This is a genomic window from Cuspidothrix issatschenkoi CHARLIE-1 (assembly GCF_002934005.1).
GTDB classification, from domain to species: Bacteria; Cyanobacteriota; Cyanobacteriia; order Cyanobacteriales; family Nostocaceae; genus Cuspidothrix; species Cuspidothrix issatschenkoi.
Genome location: NZ_PGEM01000020.1, coordinates 1 through 22014, shown reverse-complemented (window position 1 = coordinate 22014; position 22014 = coordinate 1). Strand labels below are relative to the sequence as shown.

The 22014-nt window shown below is 38.3% G+C and carries 21 protein-coding genes; 13 read left to right on the top strand and 8 right to left on the bottom strand.

Annotation, left to right across the window (positions count from 1 at the left end):
* Positions 1 to 277, bottom strand: a 277-nt coding sequence (locus CUN59_RS02755) for a YggT family protein (RefSeq protein WP_104386399.1), incomplete at its 3' end; no start/stop codon positions are given.
* 212 nt (positions 278 to 489) lie between these two features.
* Positions 490 to 693 (bottom strand): hypothetical protein, encoded by a 204-nt coding sequence (locus CUN59_RS02750; protein ID WP_207765355.1) that lies wholly within the window; start codon positions 691 to 693, stop codon positions 490 to 492.
* Positions 694 to 1297: 604 nt separating this feature from the next.
* Here CUN59_RS02750 and CUN59_RS02745 point away from each other — a divergent pair.
* Positions 1298 to 1741, top strand: a complete 444-nt coding sequence (locus tag CUN59_RS02745; protein ID WP_104386397.1) for a DUF4332 domain-containing protein — start codon at positions 1298 to 1300, stop codon at positions 1739 to 1741.
* Positions 1742 to 1776: 35 nt separating this feature from the next.
* Here CUN59_RS02745 and CUN59_RS02740 read toward each other — a convergent pair whose 3' ends face one another.
* Positions 1777 to 2391, bottom strand: coding sequence for a TetR/AcrR family transcriptional regulator (locus CUN59_RS02740; protein WP_104386396.1), 615 nt, complete (start codon positions 2389 to 2391; stop codon positions 1777 to 1779).
* Between the two features lie 151 nt (positions 2392 to 2542).
* On the opposite strand from CUN59_RS02740, the gene CUN59_RS02735 reads away from it, so the two are divergent.
* The 3 genes from CUN59_RS02735 (at position 2543) to CUN59_RS02725 (ending at position 8063) form a co-directional block, all read left to right on the top strand.
* Positions 2543 to 4096, top strand: coding sequence for a M16 family metallopeptidase (locus CUN59_RS02735; protein ID WP_104386395.1), 1554 nt, complete (start codon positions 2543 to 2545; stop codon positions 4094 to 4096).
* A gap of 559 nt (positions 4097 to 4655) precedes the next feature.
* Positions 4656 to 6332 (top strand): hypothetical protein, encoded by a 1677-nt coding sequence (locus CUN59_RS02730; protein WP_133163990.1) that lies wholly within the window; start codon positions 4656 to 4658, stop codon positions 6330 to 6332.
* Positions 6333 to 6440: 108 nt separating this feature from the next.
* Entirely contained in the window at positions 6441 to 8063 is a 1623-nt protein-coding gene (locus tag CUN59_RS02725; RefSeq protein WP_104386393.1) for a DUF8225 domain-containing protein, read from the top strand.
* A gap of 67 nt (positions 8064 to 8130) precedes the next feature.
* On the opposite strand, the gene CUN59_RS02720 is transcribed toward CUN59_RS02725, so the two are convergent.
* Positions 8131 to 8601, bottom strand: coding sequence for a nuclear transport factor 2 family protein (locus CUN59_RS02720; protein ID WP_104386392.1), 471 nt, complete (start codon positions 8599 to 8601; stop codon positions 8131 to 8133).
* A gap of 575 nt (positions 8602 to 9176) precedes the next feature.
* Between CUN59_RS02720 and CUN59_RS02715 the strand changes: the two genes are divergently transcribed.
* Complete coding sequence (locus CUN59_RS02715) at positions 9177 to 11252, top strand: galactose oxidase early set domain-containing protein (RefSeq protein ID WP_104386391.1); 2076 nt, start codon at positions 9177 to 9179, stop codon at positions 11250 to 11252.
* Between the two features lie 99 nt (positions 11253 to 11351).
* On the opposite strand, the gene recJ is transcribed toward CUN59_RS02715, so the two are convergent.
* From recJ to def, 4 genes are all read right to left on the bottom strand, one after another.
* On the bottom strand, positions 11352 to 13664 hold the full coding sequence (gene recJ, locus CUN59_RS02710; protein ID WP_104386390.1) for a single-stranded-DNA-specific exonuclease RecJ: 2313 nt from the start codon (positions 13662 to 13664) through the stop codon (positions 11352 to 11354).
* Between the two features lie 46 nt (positions 13665 to 13710).
* Positions 13711 to 14514: a PD-(D/E)XK nuclease family protein gene (locus CUN59_RS02705; protein WP_104386389.1), complete on the bottom strand. Its 804-nt coding sequence runs from the start codon at positions 14512 to 14514 to the stop codon at positions 13711 to 13713.
* Between the two features lie 308 nt (positions 14515 to 14822).
* Complete coding sequence (locus CUN59_RS02700; protein ID WP_104386388.1) at positions 14823 to 15026, bottom strand: hypothetical protein; 204 nt, start codon at positions 15024 to 15026, stop codon at positions 14823 to 14825.
* Between the two features lie 12 nt (positions 15027 to 15038).
* Complete coding sequence (def, locus tag CUN59_RS02695) at positions 15039 to 15602, bottom strand: peptide deformylase (protein WP_104386387.1); 564 nt, start codon at positions 15600 to 15602, stop codon at positions 15039 to 15041.
* Between the two features lie 112 nt (positions 15603 to 15714).
* On the opposite strand from def, the gene CUN59_RS02690 reads away from it, so the two are divergent.
* Genes CUN59_RS02690 through CUN59_RS02655 form a run of 8 tightly spaced genes read left to right on the top strand, consistent with a single transcriptional unit; the run spans position 15715 to position 21966 of the window.
* Complete coding sequence (locus tag CUN59_RS02690; RefSeq protein WP_133163989.1) at positions 15715 to 15924, top strand: hypothetical protein; 210 nt, start codon at positions 15715 to 15717, stop codon at positions 15922 to 15924.
* Positions 15884 to 16723: an urease accessory protein UreD gene (locus tag CUN59_RS02685; RefSeq protein WP_104386385.1), complete on the top strand. Its 840-nt coding sequence runs from the start codon at positions 15884 to 15886 to the stop codon at positions 16721 to 16723. The genes CUN59_RS02690 and CUN59_RS02685 overlap by 41 nt, the downstream gene beginning before the upstream one ends.
* A gap of 11 nt (positions 16724 to 16734) precedes the next feature.
* On the top strand, positions 16735 to 17037 hold the full coding sequence (ureA, locus tag CUN59_RS02680) for an urease subunit gamma (RefSeq protein WP_104386384.1): 303 nt from the start codon (positions 16735 to 16737) through the stop codon (positions 17035 to 17037).
* Positions 17038 to 17080: 43 nt separating this feature from the next.
* Entirely contained in the window at positions 17081 to 18250 is a 1170-nt protein-coding gene (locus tag CUN59_RS02675; RefSeq protein WP_104386383.1) for an AAA family ATPase, read from the top strand.
* Positions 18247 to 18918: a DUF4276 family protein gene (locus CUN59_RS02670; protein WP_104386382.1), complete on the top strand. Its 672-nt coding sequence runs from the start codon at positions 18247 to 18249 to the stop codon at positions 18916 to 18918. Before CUN59_RS02675 ends, CUN59_RS02670 begins: the two co-directional genes overlap by 4 nt.
* 18 nt (positions 18919 to 18936) lie before the next feature.
* The gene (locus tag CUN59_RS02665; RefSeq protein WP_104386381.1) at positions 18937 to 19242 is read left to right on the top strand and encodes an urease subunit beta; all 306 of its coding nucleotides are present in this window, start codon (positions 18937 to 18939) and stop codon (positions 19240 to 19242) included.
* A 42-nt stretch (positions 19243 to 19284) separates the two neighbouring features.
* Positions 19285 to 20991: an urease subunit alpha gene (ureC, locus tag CUN59_RS02660; protein ID WP_104386380.1), complete on the top strand. Its 1707-nt coding sequence runs from the start codon at positions 19285 to 19287 to the stop codon at positions 20989 to 20991.
* A 3-nt stretch (positions 20992 to 20994) separates the two neighbouring features.
* Entirely contained in the window at positions 20995 to 21966 is a 972-nt protein-coding gene (locus tag CUN59_RS02655) for an RpnC/YadD family protein (RefSeq protein ID WP_104386379.1), read from the top strand.
* The last annotated feature ends 48 nt before the right edge of the window (positions 21967 to 22014 follow it).

The following is a 22014-nucleotide window of genomic DNA, read 5'->3' as shown; positions in this document are numbered from 1 at the left end:
ACATGGTCAGTAACCCTTGCTGACCTAGTAAAATTTCCCTAATAAAGCTAAAAATCGCTACTAAGATAATAGGAGTAATATCTACACCACCAATGGGTTGTATTATCTTTCGCAAGGGGATTAAAAACGGTTCAGTTGGCCAAGCAATGAGATTAAAAGGCAAGCGATTGAGATCGAATTGGGGATACCAAGTCAAAACAATGCGGAAAATAAATAAAAACGTCATTAGTCCCAAAAAGGGTCCAAGAATCCAAGTAGTCAAGTTAACAGCAGTCATTTTGTTTAGCTAATATTTGTGAGAACATTCTCAACTTACACCAATTCACTAAAATCCTGATACTGATGAATTAGTCGTAGGGATTTAGCGTATAAGCACAAAACGAAGACAGATAGGACTTGTGTGTACACCGTAGCCTTTACAAGGGGGGAAAGAATAAAAATCCAGTTCCCTCCCCTTTACAATTCCCAATATCTAGACATTACCAATTGTTACTGCACCATAGATAATGCGATCGCTTCCACTGCTAACTGAGTAAAACCACGGGTCAAATCATCGCGTTTAGCTTGGACGACAATGAGACTATGAATGGAGCGAATTAAGTAATCAAGATTGCCTTGCAATAGATTGTTAACTTTTACAGGATACTCAATCCGTAGTATTTTTTGACAAACCATGGCAATGCGACTCAGCACAGGAGCAACCAAAATTTCAGGTTTTGCTGTTTCGCTAGTTAATGGTACATAGGGGAGTAAGTTTTCAAGGTTCTGTTTTAGTTCTGTAAGTTCCGATAGCTGACGAGTATTTTGTGGTAGTTGTCATCGTTTTTTAACAAGTTTGTAATCAAACTCAGCTAAAATTTCATCGGTATCACTTAGATAGCTCGAAATAAGAACGAAAGGTATAGCTGCCATCAGCTTGAAGAATTTTCATATTTTTTTAATTATTCTCTAGTATCCCTTTATCCTGCCTGTTTTAGTTTAAAAATTGATAGAAGTCCGATTAATATTGTGTAATGAATCGAATATTTTCGTAATAAATATAAGTATTAGGTTAATATTTGTAATTAAATTTTTAGATTTAAAATGACACTTATCGGGCATTATTGACTGTGAACCTCCTTTAATCAAGAAACTTGGGGAATAAATGAATTGAGATTTTAATTTTTCATAGGTCATAATATCAATAACACCCTCCTGAAGAAGGATGGCGATTTGATAAAAATCTTAAAATTCAGTAAGTAGAATCCCAGTCAATCCTGAATTTTCGATAAATTAACCCATACTCAAAACTGAAAAAATGACCATTAACCGTGCAAATAATAGAAATTTCCTGCAAACATCCGACTGGCCTATTCAAGATTTACCAGGATTAAGTCCAGAAGAACAAGCCCAACTGCAAAATTGCGGCATCAATACTACAGAAGAACTGATTAAAAGAGGAAAAACTCCAGAAGAAAGAATAGTATTAGCAGGTAAATTGGAAGTAACTCTTCACTCTGTGAATAAATGGGTTGTTTTAGCAGGTTTAGCCCGTGTTCCCAGTGTAGGGACTCAATATTGCGGTGTATTGCTTCACGCTGGTGTTATTTCCATAGCCCAATTAGCCCAAACTCCTACTCACAGATTACACAGGCAAGTTATGCGTTTGCAAGTAGCAACATTGCATAGCCGTGATTTATGTCCAGCAGTGGAGTTAGTACAGCAGTGGAGTCATCAAGCGCAAGCAATGGGTAATTGTTAACGGTTAACGGTTAACGGTTAACTGTTAACCGTCACCTATTCCTTAGCTAAAACACCGTTAAGAAATATATCCGCTAAACCTTCCGCCATTTTTTGCATTTCTTGGGGAGAGGCGTTAGGTTCTATGAGGGTATTATCAGAGAAACCAGCGATCGCAAATAAACCTAAAAATACCTTAGCTACAAGCTTGGCATCCATCTGACGATAGATGCCTTTATCCATGGCCGTTTGGAAAAATGCCTCAGCCACATCGGTCATTTTATCAATAACTTCTGTTTGAATGCGATCGCGCAAATCTGGATGAAATTGCACTTCCATAAAGCAAACGCGCATAATATCGGCGTTTTTTTGCAAATTCCACATCCGACGACGCATAACTTGGGCGATCGCCTTATAGCTACCCATTTCACTCAATTCCGTCAGTAAATCCGTGAGAATATCCACCCACCCATTAGTGGCCACTTCCACCAAAATTGCTTTTTTATTGGCAAAATGACGAAATAGCGTACCCTCAGCAATACCTGCTGACTGTGCTAAATCACGGGTTGTAGTTCCCTCAAATCCTTGGGCTGCAAACAATCGTTGTGCTGCTTGCAAAATCTTTGTGCGCGTTTGTGCTTCCGATGGTGGAGGAGAATGAAAAACTCGCATAGTAGTTATTTTGATATCTCCAAAACATTATTTGTAGCCCTATTGTGCAACATCAGATGCAAAAATCACAGAAAGCTTAATACAAGGTTAACTCTCTTTGTATTAATGACTCTATTTTTCAAGTAATGTAAATTTACTTTAACTTTTGCTTATGTTCCAGACAATTTTAGATATTTTCCCCATTCGTCGTTTATTAGCCACAACTTTAGCATTACTCCTATTTACTTGGGGATGGATGCCAGAAATAGCTATAGCCCTGCAAAAATCCCCCACATCAATTCAGCCTTACCTACAACAAGTAATTAATCAACTAACAGAATTTCGCCTCGATAATGGACTAAAATTCATTGTTTTAGAAAGACATCAAGCCCCAGTCGTTTCCTTTCTCACCTATGCTGATGTTGGTGGCATAGATGAACCAGATGGACAAACAGGAATAGCCCACTTTCTTGAACATTTAGCATTTAAAGGGACAAGGCGGATAGGTACTACAAACTATAAAGCTGAAGCACCACTTTTAGACAAGTTAGAAAAGTTAGATAAGCAAATTAGAAGTGCTAAAAAAAGCGGTAAAACAGATGAAATAGCCAAATTAGAAACGGAATTTAAAACAGTAGAAGCCCAAGCCCTGAAATTAGTGAAACAAAACGAAATGGGGCAAATAGTCGAACAAGCTGGAGGAGTGGGTTTAAATGCTAATACTTCCTCCGAAGCTACCCGCTATTTCTACAGCTTTCCCTCGAATAAATTAGAATTATGGATGTCTTTAGAATCAGATCGATTTTTAGATCCTGTATTTCGGGAATTCTATAAAGAAAGAGATGTAATTTTGGAGGAAAGACGCTTGCGGGTGGAAAATTCCCCTATCGGTATGATGGTGGAAAAATTCATAGATGCTGCTTTCAAAGTTCATCCTTACCGACGACCTGTAATTGGTTATGACGAGGATATTCGTAACTTAACACCAGAAAATGTTAAGCAATTTTTTGATGCTTATTATGCTCCGAGTAATTTAACCATTGCCATTGTTGGTGATGTCAACCCCAGAGAAGTCAAAAAACTGGCACAAACTTACTTTGGACGTTATCAAGCTAAACCCAAACCCCAACAAAACTTACCAGTAGAACCCAAGCAAACCGCCACCAGAGAAGTTACCTTAGAACTACCTACCCAACCCTGGTATTTAGAAGGTTATCATCGTCCTGCTATTACCCATCCCGACAATGCAGTTTATGAAATTATCGGTAGTTTATTGAGTGATGGGAGAACATCAAGACTGTTTAAGTCCTTAGTCGAAACACAACGTTTAGCCCTAAATGCTCAAGGTTATAGCGGTTTTCCAGGGGATAAATATCCTAATTTAATGTTCTTTTATGCTCTTACATCTCCAGGAAAAACAGTAGATCAAGTAGCGATCGCTCTCAGACAAGAAATTGATAAATTGAAAACCGAACCTGTATCTCCAATGGAATTAGAGAGAATCAAAACCCAAGCCAGAGCAGGTTTATTACGCACCCTTGATTCTAATATGGGCATGGCACAACAATTATTAGAATATGAAGTCAAAACCGGGTCTTGGCGCAATTTATTTCAGCAACTAGATAAAATTGCCGCCGTCACACCTGAAGATATTCAACGGGTAGCAACAGCAACATTTACCCCAGAAAATCGCGTAATTGGTAAGTTGTTAAGTAAGTCAGCTTAATTATCTAACATCTTACACCTTGTCATTGACACTCCCCTCGGCTTTAGCTGAGGGGAGTGTCAAGATCAGTACCGAAAAAGGTGGCAAATTTGCCTAAAAACCCTATCAAATAAGGCTTGTGAATGGATCGGTATTGAAAAGTTCAAAATAAGTTGAGAACCTATCCCAACACAAAAATCAGACTTGTGGGTTTTGGTTATTGACAATGGAATCAATAAGGCCACAATATGATGTTTATTTTTTCATAGCGCGAATGTTCAAAACCCTTCCTGCATAGTTGGTTAAAATGATTTCGTCACTCCATCAGGATAAGTACCTAAGAAAAATTAAATAAAAATCTCTGTAATTTTTCCCTATTCACCATTCCCTGTTCCCTCTTTATTACTTTTTATTTTATACCCTATTTTTTTTGAACATCTGGGTTTAATATAATTACTGAATGTATACCGAGCATGAAAAAAAGCAACAAGTTCCATATAAACACTAGGAAAATAACGTGCTGAGAAAATTAAGGAAATTTATCAGATCGAGTATTGCCAAGATCAGTGCAATAGTTTTTTTGACCATGCTTTCAGTCATAGCTGGGAATCTGTTCGCCGCCAACAAGGTCAACAGCGCCCCCACCGGAAATGACATCACCTGCCCACCCGCACCAGCAGGTAAAATGTATCGCTTTATTGAGGGCATAGATAAATGTCTTGTCCCCTTGAGTCAGTCAGAACTCGAACAGCTAAATGATCCTTTTGCCACAAAAATACTTCGTAAAGGCATTTATCCAAATACAGTAGCAGATCTGGATAAGAAAATAGGAGATAAACTAGGCTATAAACCTACCACCTACATCGTCGGCGAAGGGGTGCAAATTCCCGCCGCCGTATCATCTAGAGATAATATTCGTGGTCTGCGTTATCTATTCACCTGGGGAAATAACGAAAACGAAAGCAAAATCATGATGTCTAAACTGGGTGCAACCAGTAAGAAGTCCATGACCGAGGTAATATCCTTTGATGAAAAAAGCAACGAATACAACTACTACCTCCTCCGCCCCCAAGTACCTGAATTTTACGCCAAAAAAGATTTTCCCTTCGTTTGGGCTTATGTAGGTAATGCTTCCATGGCACAGGGAACACCAGCAATGGGACATGGTTGTTTTTCCTGTCATCATAACGGTACACCCGTTATGAGAGAGATTGAACTACCTTGGAATAATTGGCATTCTCAACGAGCTATTACTGCATCCACTCAATTACCCAAAAACATTGTAACTGAAGGATACTTCATACAACGGCGGGGCGCAGACGTATTTGAACCAATTATTAGAGGAAACTTCCAGGAATATTACACCAACTGGTTAAAAAAACGTACCACCAATCAAAATGGTGTCACTCAGATCCGTGACGTAGATAAAATGTTGCGTCACGTCACTACTAATACTACCGTTAACCTTAAATCAAGTGATGTTCAGAGCGAAGGAATTAATACCAGCCCACCTAACCTAGATATTACCGGTGTACCTCCCAACGATACATTTTTAGCAGATACCCTTTTGCAGACAACCTTGGGCTTAGACTACAAAACTCTGTCTGTCAAACTGCCTCGGAAAGAATATGATGCCTACTTGAAAGAACATAACTTCAAATTGGTAGGAACAAAAGAATTTTTCCGTGGTAGCGAAAAAGCTTTTGAATATCCAGGTTCTACCTATTTTGCCTTCTTTGTGCCTCAAGTGCCGGCAGAAGACATTTACATGACACAAAAACTGATGCAGTCGAAGATTCTGACAAATAAATTTGTCGCTTCTATCTTGATGGTGGACTTCAAAAACCCCTTATTCTCCGAAAAACGCACCAGTCTGGATAAATATGCCCAACAAATAACTACAGGCACAATTACCAATGGTGTCAGTAGTGTACCTGGGGACTTTGTGGACAAAATTAAGCAAACCGGCGCAAAAGCCTGTGCTGCTGGTAATTTTGATAATTGCTCCGCAGAAGAACAGTTTCTTTATAACTGGGAGTTACCCGATCAGGAATGGAAGCAGATCACAACTCAACGCTTACAAACCCACGTGAACTCCATTGCTAATCTTGAACCCAGCCAACGGTTAGATTATCTGATGCGCTGGAGTGTCAAACAACAGATGAGTTTTGCTAAGGAACCCCGCTTCTGTAAGTTTTTCGAGTCTAGAGCACTGTTCCCAGAAAGTGACCTAGCCCAAACTCCCGAACCATGTTGATGAAGTTGGCAATTTAAACTCATTAGCAAATCAATCTGTAGAGATGTTCTATCCAATATCTCTACAGGACAACCAGATATCAAAGATTTAAATCGAGGTCTGATTAAAATGGCAAAATTCACGCGCCGTCATCTCTTTCAAGCTGCTGGAGGAGCATTTGCTGCTTGGGCGTGGCATCAACTACCATTCAATGAAAGCAATGCAGTTTATGCCCAAAAGACTCCCTTTGTATTTGATACACCCGGCTTTCAGAACGACTTGCTCCCAAGTGAGGCAAGACAAAAACAGCTATTAAGAGCGCGGTGGAATGAAGACATGAATCGCTTAACTGAGCGACTGATTCAAAATGAACCTTGGAATTTTACCAATCAACCCACCCTCACCGATTATTATAATCCTCGGACAACCAAAGTCCCAGCCGGAGCAGCAGTAGTTCCCATCACTTGGTTAGTCTATCCCAACCGGATCAAATATGCCTTTCCAGAGGTGGGTAGACGCAAACATTGGGAATATGCTGATAATGGCGTTCCCGATCCCACCTATGAACCCAAAGGACCAAGAGGCTGGCAAGATGAGTATTGCGAATGGAGTATAACCCGCAATGCCCAAGGCAAAATTACCAAAGTTTCTTTCACCAGCGAAACTAGAGAGTATTGGTATGCTTTATGGAATGTAGAACCAAAAGCTGTATTACGCCTCTATCAACAACTGGTGAGCAAACAAGTCAAGTTAGAGGATTTATATCTACGGGACAAAAATGGCCAGCCGATTATTGATCCCCAAACCGGCAGACCTGCCTATAACGAATTGAATAAATGGAATAATACAACTAAAAATGGCATTGCCCATCTGATTGGTGAATTTAACTCCCTGCAAGGGGCAATGTTTTTAGGTGGCCAGTCCACAATCATACGGAAAGATGAACAGGGTAATCCCATGACTGATGCCAGTCAACTGCTAAACTGCGGTCTGCATGGTACTCCTAACCGGAATAGTGATCCTTTTATTGGGGCAAGAGTTAACGATTTGGTGCGTCTAGGTGTGCGCGTTTCTCTCATGAACCCTGTAGGGATCTATATCCAAGAACCCAATTTCCAAACCTATGAACTTCCTGCCAATGCCCCCTCAAATGTTAAGCCTTCAGACTTCTGGAAAGTTCTGCGCGGCCGTAAACGTAAACCAGGGGAAGAGTCGGATTTAATTCTTCATGCTGTCTATGAAGTACCCCCAGAGTTAGGCTTTACAGTGGGTGATATGACCATTGCTGGCTTCCCCATTAACTATGGTGCTCAAATTGCTGAAACCATGCAGGTAGATGTAATTGGCGAAGGTATACCCCAGGAAAAAACTCCTAAAATCTATAGCTGTGCAGAAACTGCAACTATTCCCTATCCGGAAGTATTACGAGAACGGAAACTCCTAAAAGTGGGTGAGCGTTCTAATTTGAATATGCGAATTGAGCAAGGATCAACAGTAAAGGATGTGGCACTCAAAACTAAACATTGCGATAAAGACACCTCGATTGAATTTGTTGGTGGACCCGGTGTCACAGTCCAAAAAACTGGTTTTCGTGACGAAAAGAATTACCAACTATTCATTCTCACCCTCACCATTGCTAAAAATGCACCTTTAGGTAATCGTTCCATATTGGTGAAAAATTCCAAGGGTGTCAGCGGTCCAGCCAGATATGGACTGTTAGAAGTAGTACCCCCTAAAACTTTAGGGAAATAGGTGACGGTTGACTGTTGACGGACAAGAGGGGAGAGAGTTTTCTCCCCTGTCCCTCTGCTCCTTGGCTCTACTTGTAGTAGTCGGTGATCTTGGCAATCTTACCTTGCTTTAATTCCATTACCGAAACTCCTTCAATCTCGAATGGTTTGCCTTGATCAGTACCAGTCATTAACCACTGAACAGCGATTTTTTCTGATTTTTGTCCTATGACATCTAAAGTTTTGAATTTTAAATCAGGAATAGCTGTAAACTGTTCCTGCAAAAATTTCTTTACTTCCTGGATTCCTTGAAAAGACGCGCCTGTTGCCATATCTCTAAAACTGATATCTTCTGCATAATAATCACTAGCTGTTTCTAAATTCTTATCAGTTAAGAATTTTAAATAGCCATCAGCAAATTTTCTGGCATTGAATCTCTTTTGAGAATAGCCTTTAACTCCTGCTTCTTGTACTTCTATTTTTTGACTAGCATAGACATTGACATTACCAAGAGGTAAAAATAGAGCCGAGATTATGGCTAAGGGAATCAATTTTTGCATTTAACTTTCTCTTAACTTTTTTACAGAGTATTTACTAACTACTATATATAATTTTGATGATATTTTAACAGAAAAATTTCAGATATTAGGTTTTGGATTGGGAATTTTCGGTACAAGTCCCGGCCTTTCAGGGTAGAATTAATCCAAAATCTATTGACATAAAACCCACATTCCGCAGATAAAATCCAATTCTGAATAATTATCACGAAAGATTCAGGGTTGTACAAACTTTACTCCAAAAATATTCTCAATAAATGAGATAAATTCCTAATAAACATTTTATAGTTCCTTTGAACTAAAATCCTGAAAACCCTTACCAAACAATGTTTTTGGAGATAATTATTTTTTTATTCTCCGCTTATGCGGAATGTGAGATAAAAATTAGTGAAGATTAATTTGATAAGATTTATGGATGAAAATGGACTTTATTTTTCACTGTAGAGACGTTCCTCTGGTACATCTCTACTAAATTTATTTGGTCTAGCATCCTATAGAAATTGTTGAGTTTTCTAAATATAACTTGTATCATTGACAAGTTTAGATCAAACTAATAATTATCAACCTGACTTTTGACTATGATTCTCAAGAGTAATTCTGATAAAATATTGGGGATTTTTCTGGCTTTTATCATCGCAGTTGCAGTTACAATCTGCGGCTGGGATCAGGCTTTTGCCGCCGAAATTCCCACTCCTCCATTACGTGCTGTGGAAGGATCCGCGAACACAATGGGTGCTTGGTATACCCCACCTATGCCCAAAAATATTAATGAGCGCGTGGCAGGACTGCACGCCGCATTATTACCTAATGGCAAAGTGCTAATTGTTAATGGTGGTGATGCCCGTTCCTACTTAGCTTGTCCTAACTTTGTTTGTAGTAGTAAAATTAAAGGTAAAGACACTAGAAAATCCTGGTTATTTGACAATACTTCCTTATTTGATCCTAGCCTTTCTGATCCCTATCCTATCCTTGATGCTCAAGGCAACCCCATTAGCAGCATTAACTACACTGAAAACCCCGTTAAAGAAATCTTCAAGTTTGTTGCTGGTAAACCCACCAGTGTTATTGACTATAACGCCAACCCCTATACCAAAATTAAATCACCTCCTTCACCCGTTAAATATAAAGGTAGTAACGAAGATCAAGTTAATGATCCTTTTTGTGGCGGTAATATTCACTTACCTGACGGTGACGTTCTCTTTATCAGTGGTTCTTGGTTTCCCTACCCTGCACCCACACCTCTAGGTACAAAAGTAGCTAACCGTTATAACTGGAGAGAAAATAAATGGGAATTAGCGGGAGAAATGGCTGATGGTCATTGGTATCCTGGTTTACTACCTTTAGATAATGGTAAAATTGCCGTTTTCTCAGGAATCGGCTTCAAGGAACTGGCCGTATCTACCAAATTTGAAGTTTACGATCCTAATAAACCAGCCAAAGATGCTTGGAAATCCATAGATATTAAGAATTTACCCAATAGTCCCTATAAAACCCTCAAAGAAGACGGTCAATCTGATTTTATTGATCTCTATCCCCATACCTACCCCACTAAAGATGGTCGTTTCTTAATTACAGGTGACTCAGGTGGGACAAGGGAACTACCTCCCCGCAAAACCCATAATACTTATTTCCTGTCTATAAATGATTCGGAAAATGGGTTATCAGTTAAATTTGATCCTGGACCCAAACGTGAGGGATGGTCTAAATACTACACTACCAGTGTTCCCGATCCTAATTCTCCCGGGGACATTTTGCTGATGGGTGGTTTGGAGGGTTCAAATGATCCCACTTTAGGACCCGATACACCAGTTCCAGGAGAAAGAACTACGGCAGAATTAGAACGGTGGTATAGTCCTGTTTCTGGAAATATAGGTAAATGGGAACTAAACGAAAAGTTTCTTGGTTCTAGTCCCTCTAGTCGTCGTGTTACTTTGAATGCTGTTATTCTACCTAGCAAACAAATCTTAGTTGTGGGTGGGGGTAACTATGTGTTCCATCTCCCTGTCCATCGTCCTCTATTAATGACACCTGATCCCCAAGCCAGTCAAGGTTATAAAACTGAGTGGATGAATCCAGGCACAGAACCCAGACTTTATCATAATAATGCTCTACTATTACCAGATGGACGAGTTTTAGTAATTGGTGGGCAGGGTGCTTATGCCGGTTGGGATGACCGCAAGGGCGCAATTAAGCCCCCTGTGAATGTATCTCAACAACTGCGTTTGGATATCAAACCTGGTGGTGTGGAAATAGCAGAACAAGGACAAAATTATTTATCTGCGGAAACCTGGCAACCAGAAATATTTAATCCCCCCTATCTATTTATAGATGGCCCACGGCCAGAAATTGCCCAAGCACCTAGCAAAATTACCTATGGTGCGGAGGGAAGTATGGGGGTGACAAATCCCACTGATAAGGCATCCCTGGTTTTAATTAGATTAGGATCGGCTACTCATGGTCTAAATTTTGACCAGCGTTTAGCGGATCTCAAGTTTAACCAAAATATCAGTAATAATTCTGGTGCAAGGATGGCGAGCATTTCTTTTACTACCCCCACAGATAAACATCTCCATCCTCCTGGTTACTATATGCTGTTTTATGTCAATGGCAAAGGTAAACCTTCCCATGCCAAGATGGTGGAACTAGTTCTGTAGAAAGCTTGAGGGTTGAGAATTCAATGTGCGTTGTTTGAAACCCGTGTAGAGACGTTCCGGAGGAACGTCTCTACTTTTTTGAGCAGATGTCTATTGAGATTATTTTCTCATCATAGAAACAATCATAGATAAAGGTACATGAAAAAAATAATCTCTTTGAAATTGTTCTTCCCTGACGGCAGCTAAAAATTGATTAATGCTATGATCAGCCGTTTTTTGATCATAAGTAGAATCCCATATTATTTGTAAATTATTCTCTTGCCGTTGAATAATAAAACCTAAACATTTTAATCCTTGGAATCCTAAATATAGACTTTGATCACTAATACCAAGTTTTTCTAAAAGTTGTACACGGGTAACAGGTTTATGGGTGCGACTGAGATATTTAGCAATTCCTACTAAAGTTAACCAAATATTGCTAATAGGTTGTTGTTGAGGTTGTTTCCATGCAATTACTAATTGTTGTTGATGGGAAACAGCTTTTTTGTACCAAAACTGTAAATCATCCCAATTAGTAGGACAATTTTTCATGATTAATAATGATTTTTTATCTGTAATTTCTGTTATGGATTGCTCATTTCGCCAATCTAAAATCACAGCAGAATTGTGAGTTTCGAGTTCAAATTCTACATTAGGACGAACAGCAATTAATCTAATTTCATAACGTTTTTTAAAACTATTAAAGTCAATTTCGGCAATACAATCACATCTACCTAAAGGTAATTCTTCTTTATAATGTCCCCACCAAATCCCCGGAAAAGGATTTTCTGTAGAATCATCACGGATATCAAAGTCAGTTTTAATATATTGAATTTGCTTACCTTTTAAATCTTCTGGTTTACGATGCCAAGTATTTTCAAACCAACAATTTTTAATTAATAATTTGGGAATAGGATTTCCCATCCCACAGGGTTCTAAAAGTTTAAGTTCTAAAAATAAATCTTTGCCTAAATCTGCAACCGTAACTACTAAATCAGCTTGTACCGTAGGAGTGAGATTAACTCCTCCTAAAGATTGACGTAATTTTTGATTAATTGCGGCTGTGAATAAAGGGATATTTTCTACTAATAAACTCAACCCCGCTGCAAAGGGATGTCCGCCAAAACGATGTAATAAATGGGCTTGTTCTTGAACTAATTGATATAAATCAACGGAATTAATAGAACGTGCTGAACCTCGCGCTAGAGATGGGCTATAATCCGTCCCATTTTCCTTGACTTCTGTACTTAACAAAATTGTTGGTCGCCCTGTTTCCTGGGCGATTTGTCCAGCAACCAGACCCAAAACACCAACCGCCCATTGTGGATCTTCTAAAACAATAACGCTAGTAGTTGATAAGTCTAATTGACTGAGTTTTTTATTAACTTGGTTTTGCACATCTTTTTGTAAAGACTTACGACGAGAATTAGCTAATTCTGTTTCTTCTGCAAGTTGTTGACAACGTTGCATATCTCTACTGGTTAATAATTCCACACAGAAACTAGCATCACCATGAATACGACTTACAGCGTTAATTCGAGGTCCCAAACCAAAGGAAATATCTGTGGGGCGATCGCCACTTTTCTGGCATAATTCTAATAATTTACCCACACCTGGCCTTCTTCTCGCTGTTGGTAATTTTTTAAAATCTGTATGTAATTGTTGAATTCCTAATTGCGCCAAATACCGACAATCACCACTTAACTGTACCAAATCGGCAATTAATCCTACTGCTACTAAATCTAATAAATTTGTTAATGGATGTTCGGGAATATCTGGCAAACTTATATATAATGCTTCTACTAATTTATAAGCAACCGCGACACCAGAAAGATGATATAAAGGATGTTCCTTTGGTAAATAACGCGGGTTAATTATGGCGACTACTGGAGGACGTTCTGGTGGTAATGTATGATGGTCAGTAACAATAATATCTATCCCTAAACTTTGGGCATAAATTATTTCTGTAATATTTGTACTGCCAGTATCACAAGTAACAATTAATTTACAACCTTCGGCGGCTAAATTATCAATTCCTGGTTTATTTAAACCGTGAGATTCTGTTAACCGATTCGGAATATAATAACTTAACTGACGATGTTGGGGAAAAAATTCTCCCAAACCATCCCATAATACAGCAGTCGAGGTAATACCATCTGCATCAAAGTCTCCCCAAATGGCAATTTTTTCTCCTGTTTTCCCAGTTTTTATTAACCTTTCTACAGCTAAATTTATTTCCTCTCCAAATGCAAAGGCATCCGCAGGTTGATAGGTTTGATAATTAATAAAAGCTGCTAATTTTTCCGGTTCTTTAATTCCTCTTTGCCAAAATAATTGAGCCGCAAAATTACCACCTGCTGCGGTTGCATATTGTTGTACTAATTCGATAAACCAATTTGGCGGTTTTTCTGTTGCTGTTAAAATCCATTCCACTTTTCAAACATCCTCTGAGACAATATATTCTATCTTATTCATTAGTTCAAAGTGATACTTCGGCGATATTTTCTAAGTTAGGAAATTGTTGGTTAATATCTTCTTGTACTTCTGTGATGTTTTGACGCTGACACCGGACAGCATATTGACAAGGTTCACATATTTTCTGAGATGCTGTAATTTGGGGTAATGGTATCTGGTGTTGATAATCTTTGATCCATTGGGTGAGATTATTTAATAGTTGATTTAAGTCCTGTGATGTTTTTTGATGTTGTTCTTGATCATAACTAAATTTAATATTTTTTGCTTGCTCTTTTGATTGCACAAACCAATAAGTCATGGAAATATTTTCTAATAAGTATTGACTAGTTTCGCCTAGAACATACATATATAGCCGTGTTTGCCAATTTTGGGCTAAATTTTCCCGTTTTGGTGGTTGGGGATAGGTTTTCCAATCGAGAATTTGGGCTTTATTTTGATCAGCAATTAATAAATCATAAATGACAGTAATTAGATAATCTCCTATTTGCAAAGTTCGATAATGTTCACTTTCTCTAAAAGTTAGATCATCAATATCAGGTGTAAATATTTCGGGGGCAATTTTGCTAAAATCAGTCATCCAATTTTGCAGTTGAGAATCTGCTTTGAGTAAATTATCAATGGCTAAACCCATTTCTCGCTGCTGCATTAACAAGTGAAACCGACTACCTAAAATTTGATATTTTTCGTGTTTAGGATCTGGGGGTGTATTCAGTTGTTCTAAATAGCTATGCTGGAATTTACGCGGACAAGTTGCCAGTAAGTTTAGATGTCCTTGGGAAAGTCGAAGTATTTGAGGAGCAGGTAACATGACTCTATATAGGAATGTATCAGTTCTTTTCTGGTTTAAGTTGGATTTTGATGATTTACAGCAGTTTGCGAAGGTATGAGGTACACATTTTGCGGGCAAGACTTGTACTAAGCTTGTCGTTCGCGTAGCGTGGCGTTAGCCATAGTATGCCCGCACCACAAAAATTTGATTATGGTTGTACCTCATTTGAATGAAATATGCTGTATAATCTCCGTCTCAATTATCAATTACTTAGTAAAAAATAAAAGGTAAAAGGGTGAAGTGTGGATTCCTCGTTCATCCTCTTACCTTTTTCATATACCTGATGCTTATTTCATATTAGCCCGTGCGTCCCTCACTGCGGCAATAAAAAATAATCCGGTGAGAGGAATGCTCAAAGCTAGGATAATGGCAGTGGTTTGGACACCAAAATCTGGTTCCCCGTAGCTAAGTTCAAAAATTGAACCGACTGCGGCGATCGCCGCTATACAAGCACCACCTAAAAATATACCGCTTTTTGGAGTTAAATACACTACTAGACCACCCTATGCTACTGGTTTGACTGCTTGATACGAGAAGCCATTTTTAGATAGCTCCTGGGCTAAAGTCAAGGAATTTTCTACACGATCTACAAATACCACACCATTGAGATGATCCATTTCGTGGAGAATACAACGACCCAGTAAATCATCAGCTTTTAATGTTTGGGGGCGGCCATACTCGTCTTTATAGGCGATTGTTACCACTTCTGGACGTTTTACATCTAGGAATACCTTGGGAATACTCAAACACCCTTCCTGAGCCACACAGAGTTTAGCGCTAACCTGTTTGATCACAGGGTTAATTAGTACCAATGGGGGATGATCGGGTTCATCTGGTTTACAGTCAATAACTATCAGTTGTTTATTAATACCAACTTGGGGAGCAGCCAAACCAATGCCATCTGAGCTATACATAGTTTGCAGCATTTCCCGTACTAATTGGCGGAGTTCGTCATCTATTTTAGTCACACGCTTTGCCGGTTGACGCAAAACGCGATCGCCTAAGTAGTGAAGTTGCAAAGGTGGATTTTTTAACTTTTTCTTCTCGACAGCAATATCAGAGGGCATGGTTCTTGATGGCTTAATAGTAAATAATCTAATCTGATTCTATCGTTATCAGGGAACAGGTAACAGGGAATGGGGAGGATGGATGAATTAGACTGCTATTAGTACGGTGAGAGTGTTACTGCTTCTGTTTGGGTTAAGTGTCCAAACTTTAACAATTACTATTATTCTAACTTTAACAGCGATCGCTGTGATTCCGATGCTTGAAAAGTATTTCCAACAAAAATATGAGTCAAGCTATACTTTAGATGATTATGTGATTTTGGCAAAAGAAATATATATAAATGACGCACAAACCAGAAACAAAGCAAGGTTGGCATGGTAAACTTAATTTAGTCTATGCTAATCGCCAAGATTCGACTCAGTTAATTTATAACCACCATCAAGCCCCCTTTAAGCTACAGCGCCCCTTTTATCCAGAAGGACAAGAAATTTGCCATAGCGTGATTTTACACACGGCTGGGGGTGTTGTGGGAGGCGATCGCCTATCTACTAATATTCACCTCCAACCCCATTCTCAAGCTTTAATTACCACCGCAGCAGCTAGTAAAATATATCGTAGTAATAGCCTACTAGCAAAACAAACTGTAAATATCCAAGTTGATGCTGATGCTTGTTTAGAATATTTACCCCAAGAAACAATTTTATTTAACGGGGCAATTTATCGTCAAGATTTGCGAATAGAATTAGCTCCAGGTGCGAGTTATTTAGGCTGGGAAATTATAAGATTTGGTAGAAGTGCTAGGGGAGAAAAGTTTTTAGAGGGAGAAATGCGATCGCATACAGAAATATGGCAAAATAATACCCCATTATGGATTGATAGACAAATTATACCCGGCAAGGAAGAAGTATTTTATAATCCCCACGGTTTAGCAGGAAACTCCGTTGTGGGTAGTTTTGTTTGTGTTGGTTTTCCTCTATCACAGGAAATTATCAACCAAGCACGTTCTTTAATTATTCAAAACTCTGATGCTGGGGTAACTCGTTTACAACATGGATTTTCGTGCCGATATCGTGGTAATTCTACATCTGAAGTGAGAGGTTGGTTTACAAATATTTGGCAAATGTTACGAGTATCTTGTCTAAATCGTGGTAATTGTATACCTAGAGTCTGGCAGATTTAAAGGAGAACGCCGTGCAGCTTACACCCCAAGAAAAAGATAAATTATTAATTTTTACTGCTGCTTTAGTCGCAGAAAGACGTAAAAATAGAGGTTTAAAATTGAATTATCCCGAAGCCGTTGCTTTTATTTCTGCTGCTATTTTGGAAGGTGCAAGGGATGGACAAACGGTGGCAGAATTAATGAGTTATGGCACGACTTTATTAACTCGTGATGATGTCATGGAAGGTGTACCAGAAATGATTCATGATGTCCAAGTAGAAGCAACTTTTCCTGATGGCACAAAGTTAGTAACTGTACATAATCCCATTCGTTAGAAATGATTAACGTAAGAGAAGGTACAAATCTAGGAAAAACAATATGAGATTAAAATCAGTTAATATTCAAGGCTATCGTCCTTTTAGAAATTTTGCAGCACAGTTAGAACCACTAGAAATTATTGTTGGTGCTAATGGTGCTGGGAAATCAAGTTTATTTGAATTTCTCAAATTTTTACGAGATAGTCTTTATTATGATATCCCTCCAGAAATTGTCTCTGGTTCGGTTGGTCAGCAGATTTTTCATATTCCAGGACCAGCTAAATTTGAATGGAATATAGAAATTGATACTGGTCGTCCAATTGGTATTAGATATTTAGGTGAACTTATGGGTCCGGTTGGTCGAACTCAAGTTTTCTATGAAAGAGTAGAATCATCTAAACCATTTGGTGATAAATACAAAAATCCATACATATATATGGATATTCGAGGTAATAAAGGAGTAGTTCAAAACCCGGATGCAAAAAAAATTACCCAGCAAGAAATAGCATTAAAAAGGTCTAATCAGCTTGCTTTAAGCACAATGACAAATCCATCATTAGAAGCTTTATATGACTTACGTGAGTATATTTGTGATTGGAGATTTTATAGTTCTTTCAACATAGCAAATCAGAAAATTCGTCAATCAGTTCCCATTGAACAGCAACCAATTCTACATGAAAATGCAGGTAATTTAAGTTCAGTTCTTTTTTGCTTAATGACTGAACACCGTCCAGCATTTGATGAATTACAACAACATTTACGTTCTGTAATTCCTGGTTTTAAAAGTTTAACAGTAAAAGCACGTGGTGGACCAGGAGAAGTGATCGCTTTTTGGCAAGAATCAGGTGTTGACGATGAGTTAAGTCTTGCTGATTTATCAGAGGGAATTTTGCGTTTAATTTGTTGGATTTGTTTATGTGTACACCCAAATCCACCATCTTTAATTTGTATTGATGAACCAGATCAAGGTGTACACCCTCGCACCCTTCCCGTACTTGCTGCTTTATTTGAAAAAGCCTCTGAACGCACTCAAATTTTATTAGCAACTCACTCATCTTATTTTCTGACACAGTTTGATATTTCGCAAATTGCTGTACTTAGAAAAGAAAATGGAGAAGCAAAATTTATTAAGCCTGGAAATTCGCCAATTTTAATTGATATGCTTAATGATTTTGGTGTAGATGAAATAGAACAATTACACCGTAGTGATGAGTTGGAGAGACTTCCATGAAAGTTGAAAAAGTAGAAATTTATGTAGAGGGTCCATCTGATAAATTAGCAATGGAAGCATTATTAAGACCATTAATTGAGTTAAAATTACAACAAGGTATTAAAATTGAATTTATTCCCACCAAAGGCAAAAATAATGATCGAGGAGGTGATGCTAAAAAAGATTTACTGACTAAAATTCCTATTAAAGCAGTAAATATTATTAGTAATATTCCCAATGCTATTGTAGTAGTCATACCTGATCTATATCCTAAAAATAAAGGATTTCTTCATGAAACACTACTAGAATTAGAACAGGGAATTTTACAGAATTTCCAGAAAACTTTACAAAGCAAAGGCATTAATGATCATAGACTCCAAGAAAGATTTAAGGTTTTCTGTTTTAAACATGATTTAGAATCATTAATTTTAGCAGCAGAAAGTCAACTATCCAGTAGAATTGATGTTACTCAACCTGAACTACCAAAAACATGGACAATACCAGTGGAAAATCAAAATCATGATATCCCACCTAAAAGAATAGTAGAGGAAATATTCAAAAAATATGGTAAAAGCTATAAAGAATCTGTAGATGCACCAATCATATTAGCAAATGCAAGATATCAAGAAATAGCCGAACTATGTCCACAAGCATTTAAACCATTTGTCCAATTCTTAGAAAATTTGTAACTGAGGAGAAATGAGATTATGATCCCCGGAGAAATTATCACCCCAGCAGGAGAAATTGAACTAAATGCAGGTCGTCCCACGACTAAATTAATAATAGCAAATACGGGAGATAGACCCATTCAAATAGGCTCACACTTTCACTTTTATGAAGTTAACACAGCCTTACATTTTGACAGAGAAAAAGCGCGAGGAATGAGATTAGATATTCCCGCAGGTACAGCAGTCAGATTTGAACCGGGAGACGAAAAAGAAATCACATTAATTCCCCTAGTTGGTAGCCGCCAAATCTATGGATTTAATAACAAAATTGACGGAAACATCTAAACTTTTCTCCGCCCCTGAAGCATGATACAAAAAGGATAAAATATGCCCTACAAAATGAACCGCCGCGCCTACGCTGAAACCTACGGACCAACAGTAGGAGATAGAATTAGATTAGCAGATACCGAATTATTTATAGAAGTAGAAAGAGACTTCACAACCTACGGTGATGAAGTTAAATTTGGTGGTGGTAAAGTCATCAGAGATGGTATGGGACAATCTCCTATTTCTAATCATGATGGTGCTGTAGATTTAGTTATCACTAATGCTTTAATCCTCGATTGGTGGGGAATTGTCAAAGCAGATATTGGCATTAAAGACGGCAAAATTTACAAAATTGGTAAAGCCGGAAATCCCTATATTCAAGACAATATAGATATCATTATTGGACCGGGAACAGAAGCATTAGCCGGTGAAGGAATGATTCTCACTGCGGGGGGAATAGATACCCACATCCATTTTATCTGTCCCCAACAAATTGAGGTAGCTATTGCTTCTGGTATTACTACCATGATTGGTGGAGGAACAGGACCAGCTACGGGAACAAATGCCACAACTTGTACCCCTGGACCTTGGAATATGTACCGAATGCTGGAAGCTGCTGATGCTTTTCCCGTCAATCTGGGATTTTTAGGTAAAGGTAACAGCAGTAAACCTCAAGGACTGATAGAACAAATCCAAGCGGGCGCTATGGGATTAAAACTCCATGAAGACTGGGGAACTAATCCTGCCACAATTGATACTTGTTTGACCGTTGCTGATGAATATGATGTGCAAGTAGCAATTCACACTGATACTTTAAATGAAGCCGGCTTTGTCGAAGATACTATTGCTGCTTTTAAACATCGGGCTATTCATACCTACCACACAGAAGGGGCAGGAGGAGGACACGCACCTGATATTATCAAAGTTTGCGGACAAAGCAACGTTTTACCATCTTCCACCAACCCCACCCGTCCTTACACTGTCAACACCCTAGATGAACACTTAGATATGTTAATGGTATGTCATCATTTAGATGCAAGTATTCCTGAAGATGTATCTTTTGCTGAGTCTCGTATTCGTAGGGAAACTATCGCTGCTGAAGATATTCTGCACGATTTAGGCGCGTTTAGTATGATTGCTTCCGATTCCCAAGCGATGGGGCGAGTAGGTGAAGTAATAATTAGAACTTGGCAAACAGCCCATAAAATGAAGGTACAACGCGGAAGTCTTGCAGGAGATAGTTTAGCAGACAATATTCGGGCTAAAAGATACGTTGCTAAATATACCATTAATCCAGCTATTACTCATGGTATTGCTGAATATGTGGGATCTGTAGAACCGGGAAAAATCGCGGATTTGTGTTTGTGGAAACCTGCATTTTTTGGTGTGAAACCGGAAATTGTGATTAAAGGTGGCATGATTGCTTGGTCACAAATGGGTGATGCTAATGCTAGTATTCCTACACCCCAACCTGTATATATGCGTCCGATGTTTGGCAGTTTTGCCGGTGCGAGAAATGCCACATCATTAACTTTTGTTTCTCAAGCAAGTTTAGAAAGAGAAATTCCTCAACAATTAGGGTTAAAAAAATTAGCAGTTGCTGTTTCCGGAACTCGGCAATTAACTAAACAAGATATGAAATTAAATGATGCTTTACCTCTGATGGAAGTAGATCCCGAAACCTACGAAGTTCGCGCAGATGGTGAATTATTAACCTGTGAACCTGCCACAGTTTTACCCATGGCACAAAGATACTTTCTGTTTTAGTTTATGACTGAACAATCTACCGATTATGATAGTCCTTGGAAAGAAATAATTGAACTATATTTTCCTAGTTTTTTAGAGTTCTTTTTTCCCTTAGCTTATGCCGAAATAGATTGGAATCGTCCCTATCAATTTTTAGATAAAGAACTACATCAACTAGAACCAGATGCAGAAATCGGTAAACGATTGGTTGATAAAGTTGCTAAAGTTTGGTTATTGAATGGGGAAGAAGCTTGGGTATTAGTTCATCTGGAAGTACAAGGACAATACGACAGCAAATTTACAGAACGGATGTATACATATAATTACCGCTTGTTTGACCGTCATAAAAAGTGCGTAATTAGTTTGGCTGTTTTAGCCGATGAAGACCCAAATTGGCGACCATCTAGTTATAATTATCAATTAGGAGGGTGTAGAGTTAGCCTAGAGTTTCCTATTGCTAAATTATTAGATTATGAACCATCTTGGTTAAGTCTAGAGACAAGTAAAAACCCTTTTGCTATCGTTGTGATGGCACATTTAAAGAGCAAAGCGACTAAACGCAGTCCTGAAGATAGACTACAATGGAAACTAAGTTTAGTCAGAATGCTCTTAGAAAGTGGTTTGAGTCGGCAAGATATTAGACAATTATTCCGGTTTATTGATTGGATAATGGTCTTACCTGAAGAATTGGCAATTAGTTTTAAAACAGAAATTAAAAGTTATGAGGAGGCTAGAAAAATGCGCTATGTAACCAGTATTGAAAGATTAGCTAAACAAGAAGGAATTGAGGAAGGTTTGCAAGAGGGTCGTCAGTTAGGAGTCATTCAAAGTAGTCAAGATAGCGTCATTGAAGTCTTAGAAACAAGATTTGGTGAAGTACCAATAACTATAATTGATGCGGTGAATAATATCAATGATTCATCTGTTTTGAAAACTCTCTTAAAAAGAGCAATTTCTATTCCTTCACTGGCTGAGTTTGAGCAATTATTACCATAAACTTTAAATGTTGTTATTAATGCAGTAAAAAATTAAGGTTCTACCGTA

What these genes read in the sequence shown, in the direction of transcription:
- CUN59_RS02745 (WP_104386397.1), top strand. Translation starts at nt 1,298, where the DNA reads ATGACCATTAACCGTGCAAATAATAGAAATTTCCTGCAAACATCCGAC.
- CUN59_RS02740 (WP_104386396.1), bottom strand. Translation starts at nt 2,391, where the DNA reads ATGCGAGTTTTTCATTCTCCTCCACCATCGGAAGCACAAACGCGCACA.
- CUN59_RS02735 (WP_104386395.1), top strand. Translation starts at nt 2,543, where the DNA reads ATGTTCCAGACAATTTTAGATATTTTCCCCATTCGTCGTTTATTAGCC.
- CUN59_RS02725 (WP_104386393.1), top strand. Translation starts at nt 6,441, where the DNA reads ATGGCAAAATTCACGCGCCGTCATCTCTTTCAAGCTGCTGGAGGAGCA.
- CUN59_RS02720 (WP_104386392.1), bottom strand. Translation starts at nt 8,601, where the DNA reads ATGCAAAAATTGATTCCCTTAGCCATAATCTCGGCTCTATTTTTACCT.
- CUN59_RS02715 (WP_104386391.1), top strand. Translation starts at nt 9,177, where the DNA reads ATGATTCTCAAGAGTAATTCTGATAAAATATTGGGGATTTTTCTGGCT.
- CUN59_RS02705 (WP_104386389.1), bottom strand. Translation starts at nt 14,514, where the DNA reads ATGTTACCTGCTCCTCAAATACTTCGACTTTCCCAAGGACATCTAAAC.
- def (WP_104386387.1), bottom strand. Translation starts at nt 15,602, where the DNA reads ATGCCCTCTGATATTGCTGTCGAGAAGAAAAAGTTAAAAAATCCACCT.
- CUN59_RS02685 (WP_104386385.1), top strand. Translation starts at nt 15,884, where the DNA reads ATGACGCACAAACCAGAAACAAAGCAAGGTTGGCATGGTAAACTTAAT.
- CUN59_RS02675 (WP_104386383.1), top strand. Translation starts at nt 17,081, where the DNA reads ATGAGATTAAAATCAGTTAATATTCAAGGCTATCGTCCTTTTAGAAAT.
- CUN59_RS02670 (WP_104386382.1), top strand. Translation starts at nt 18,247, where the DNA reads ATGAAAGTTGAAAAAGTAGAAATTTATGTAGAGGGTCCATCTGATAAA.
- CUN59_RS02665 (WP_104386381.1), top strand. Translation starts at nt 18,937, where the DNA reads ATGATCCCCGGAGAAATTATCACCCCAGCAGGAGAAATTGAACTAAAT.
- ureC (WP_104386380.1), top strand. Translation starts at nt 19,285, where the DNA reads ATGCCCTACAAAATGAACCGCCGCGCCTACGCTGAAACCTACGGACCA.
- CUN59_RS02655 (WP_104386379.1), top strand. Translation starts at nt 20,995, where the DNA reads ATGACTGAACAATCTACCGATTATGATAGTCCTTGGAAAGAAATAATT.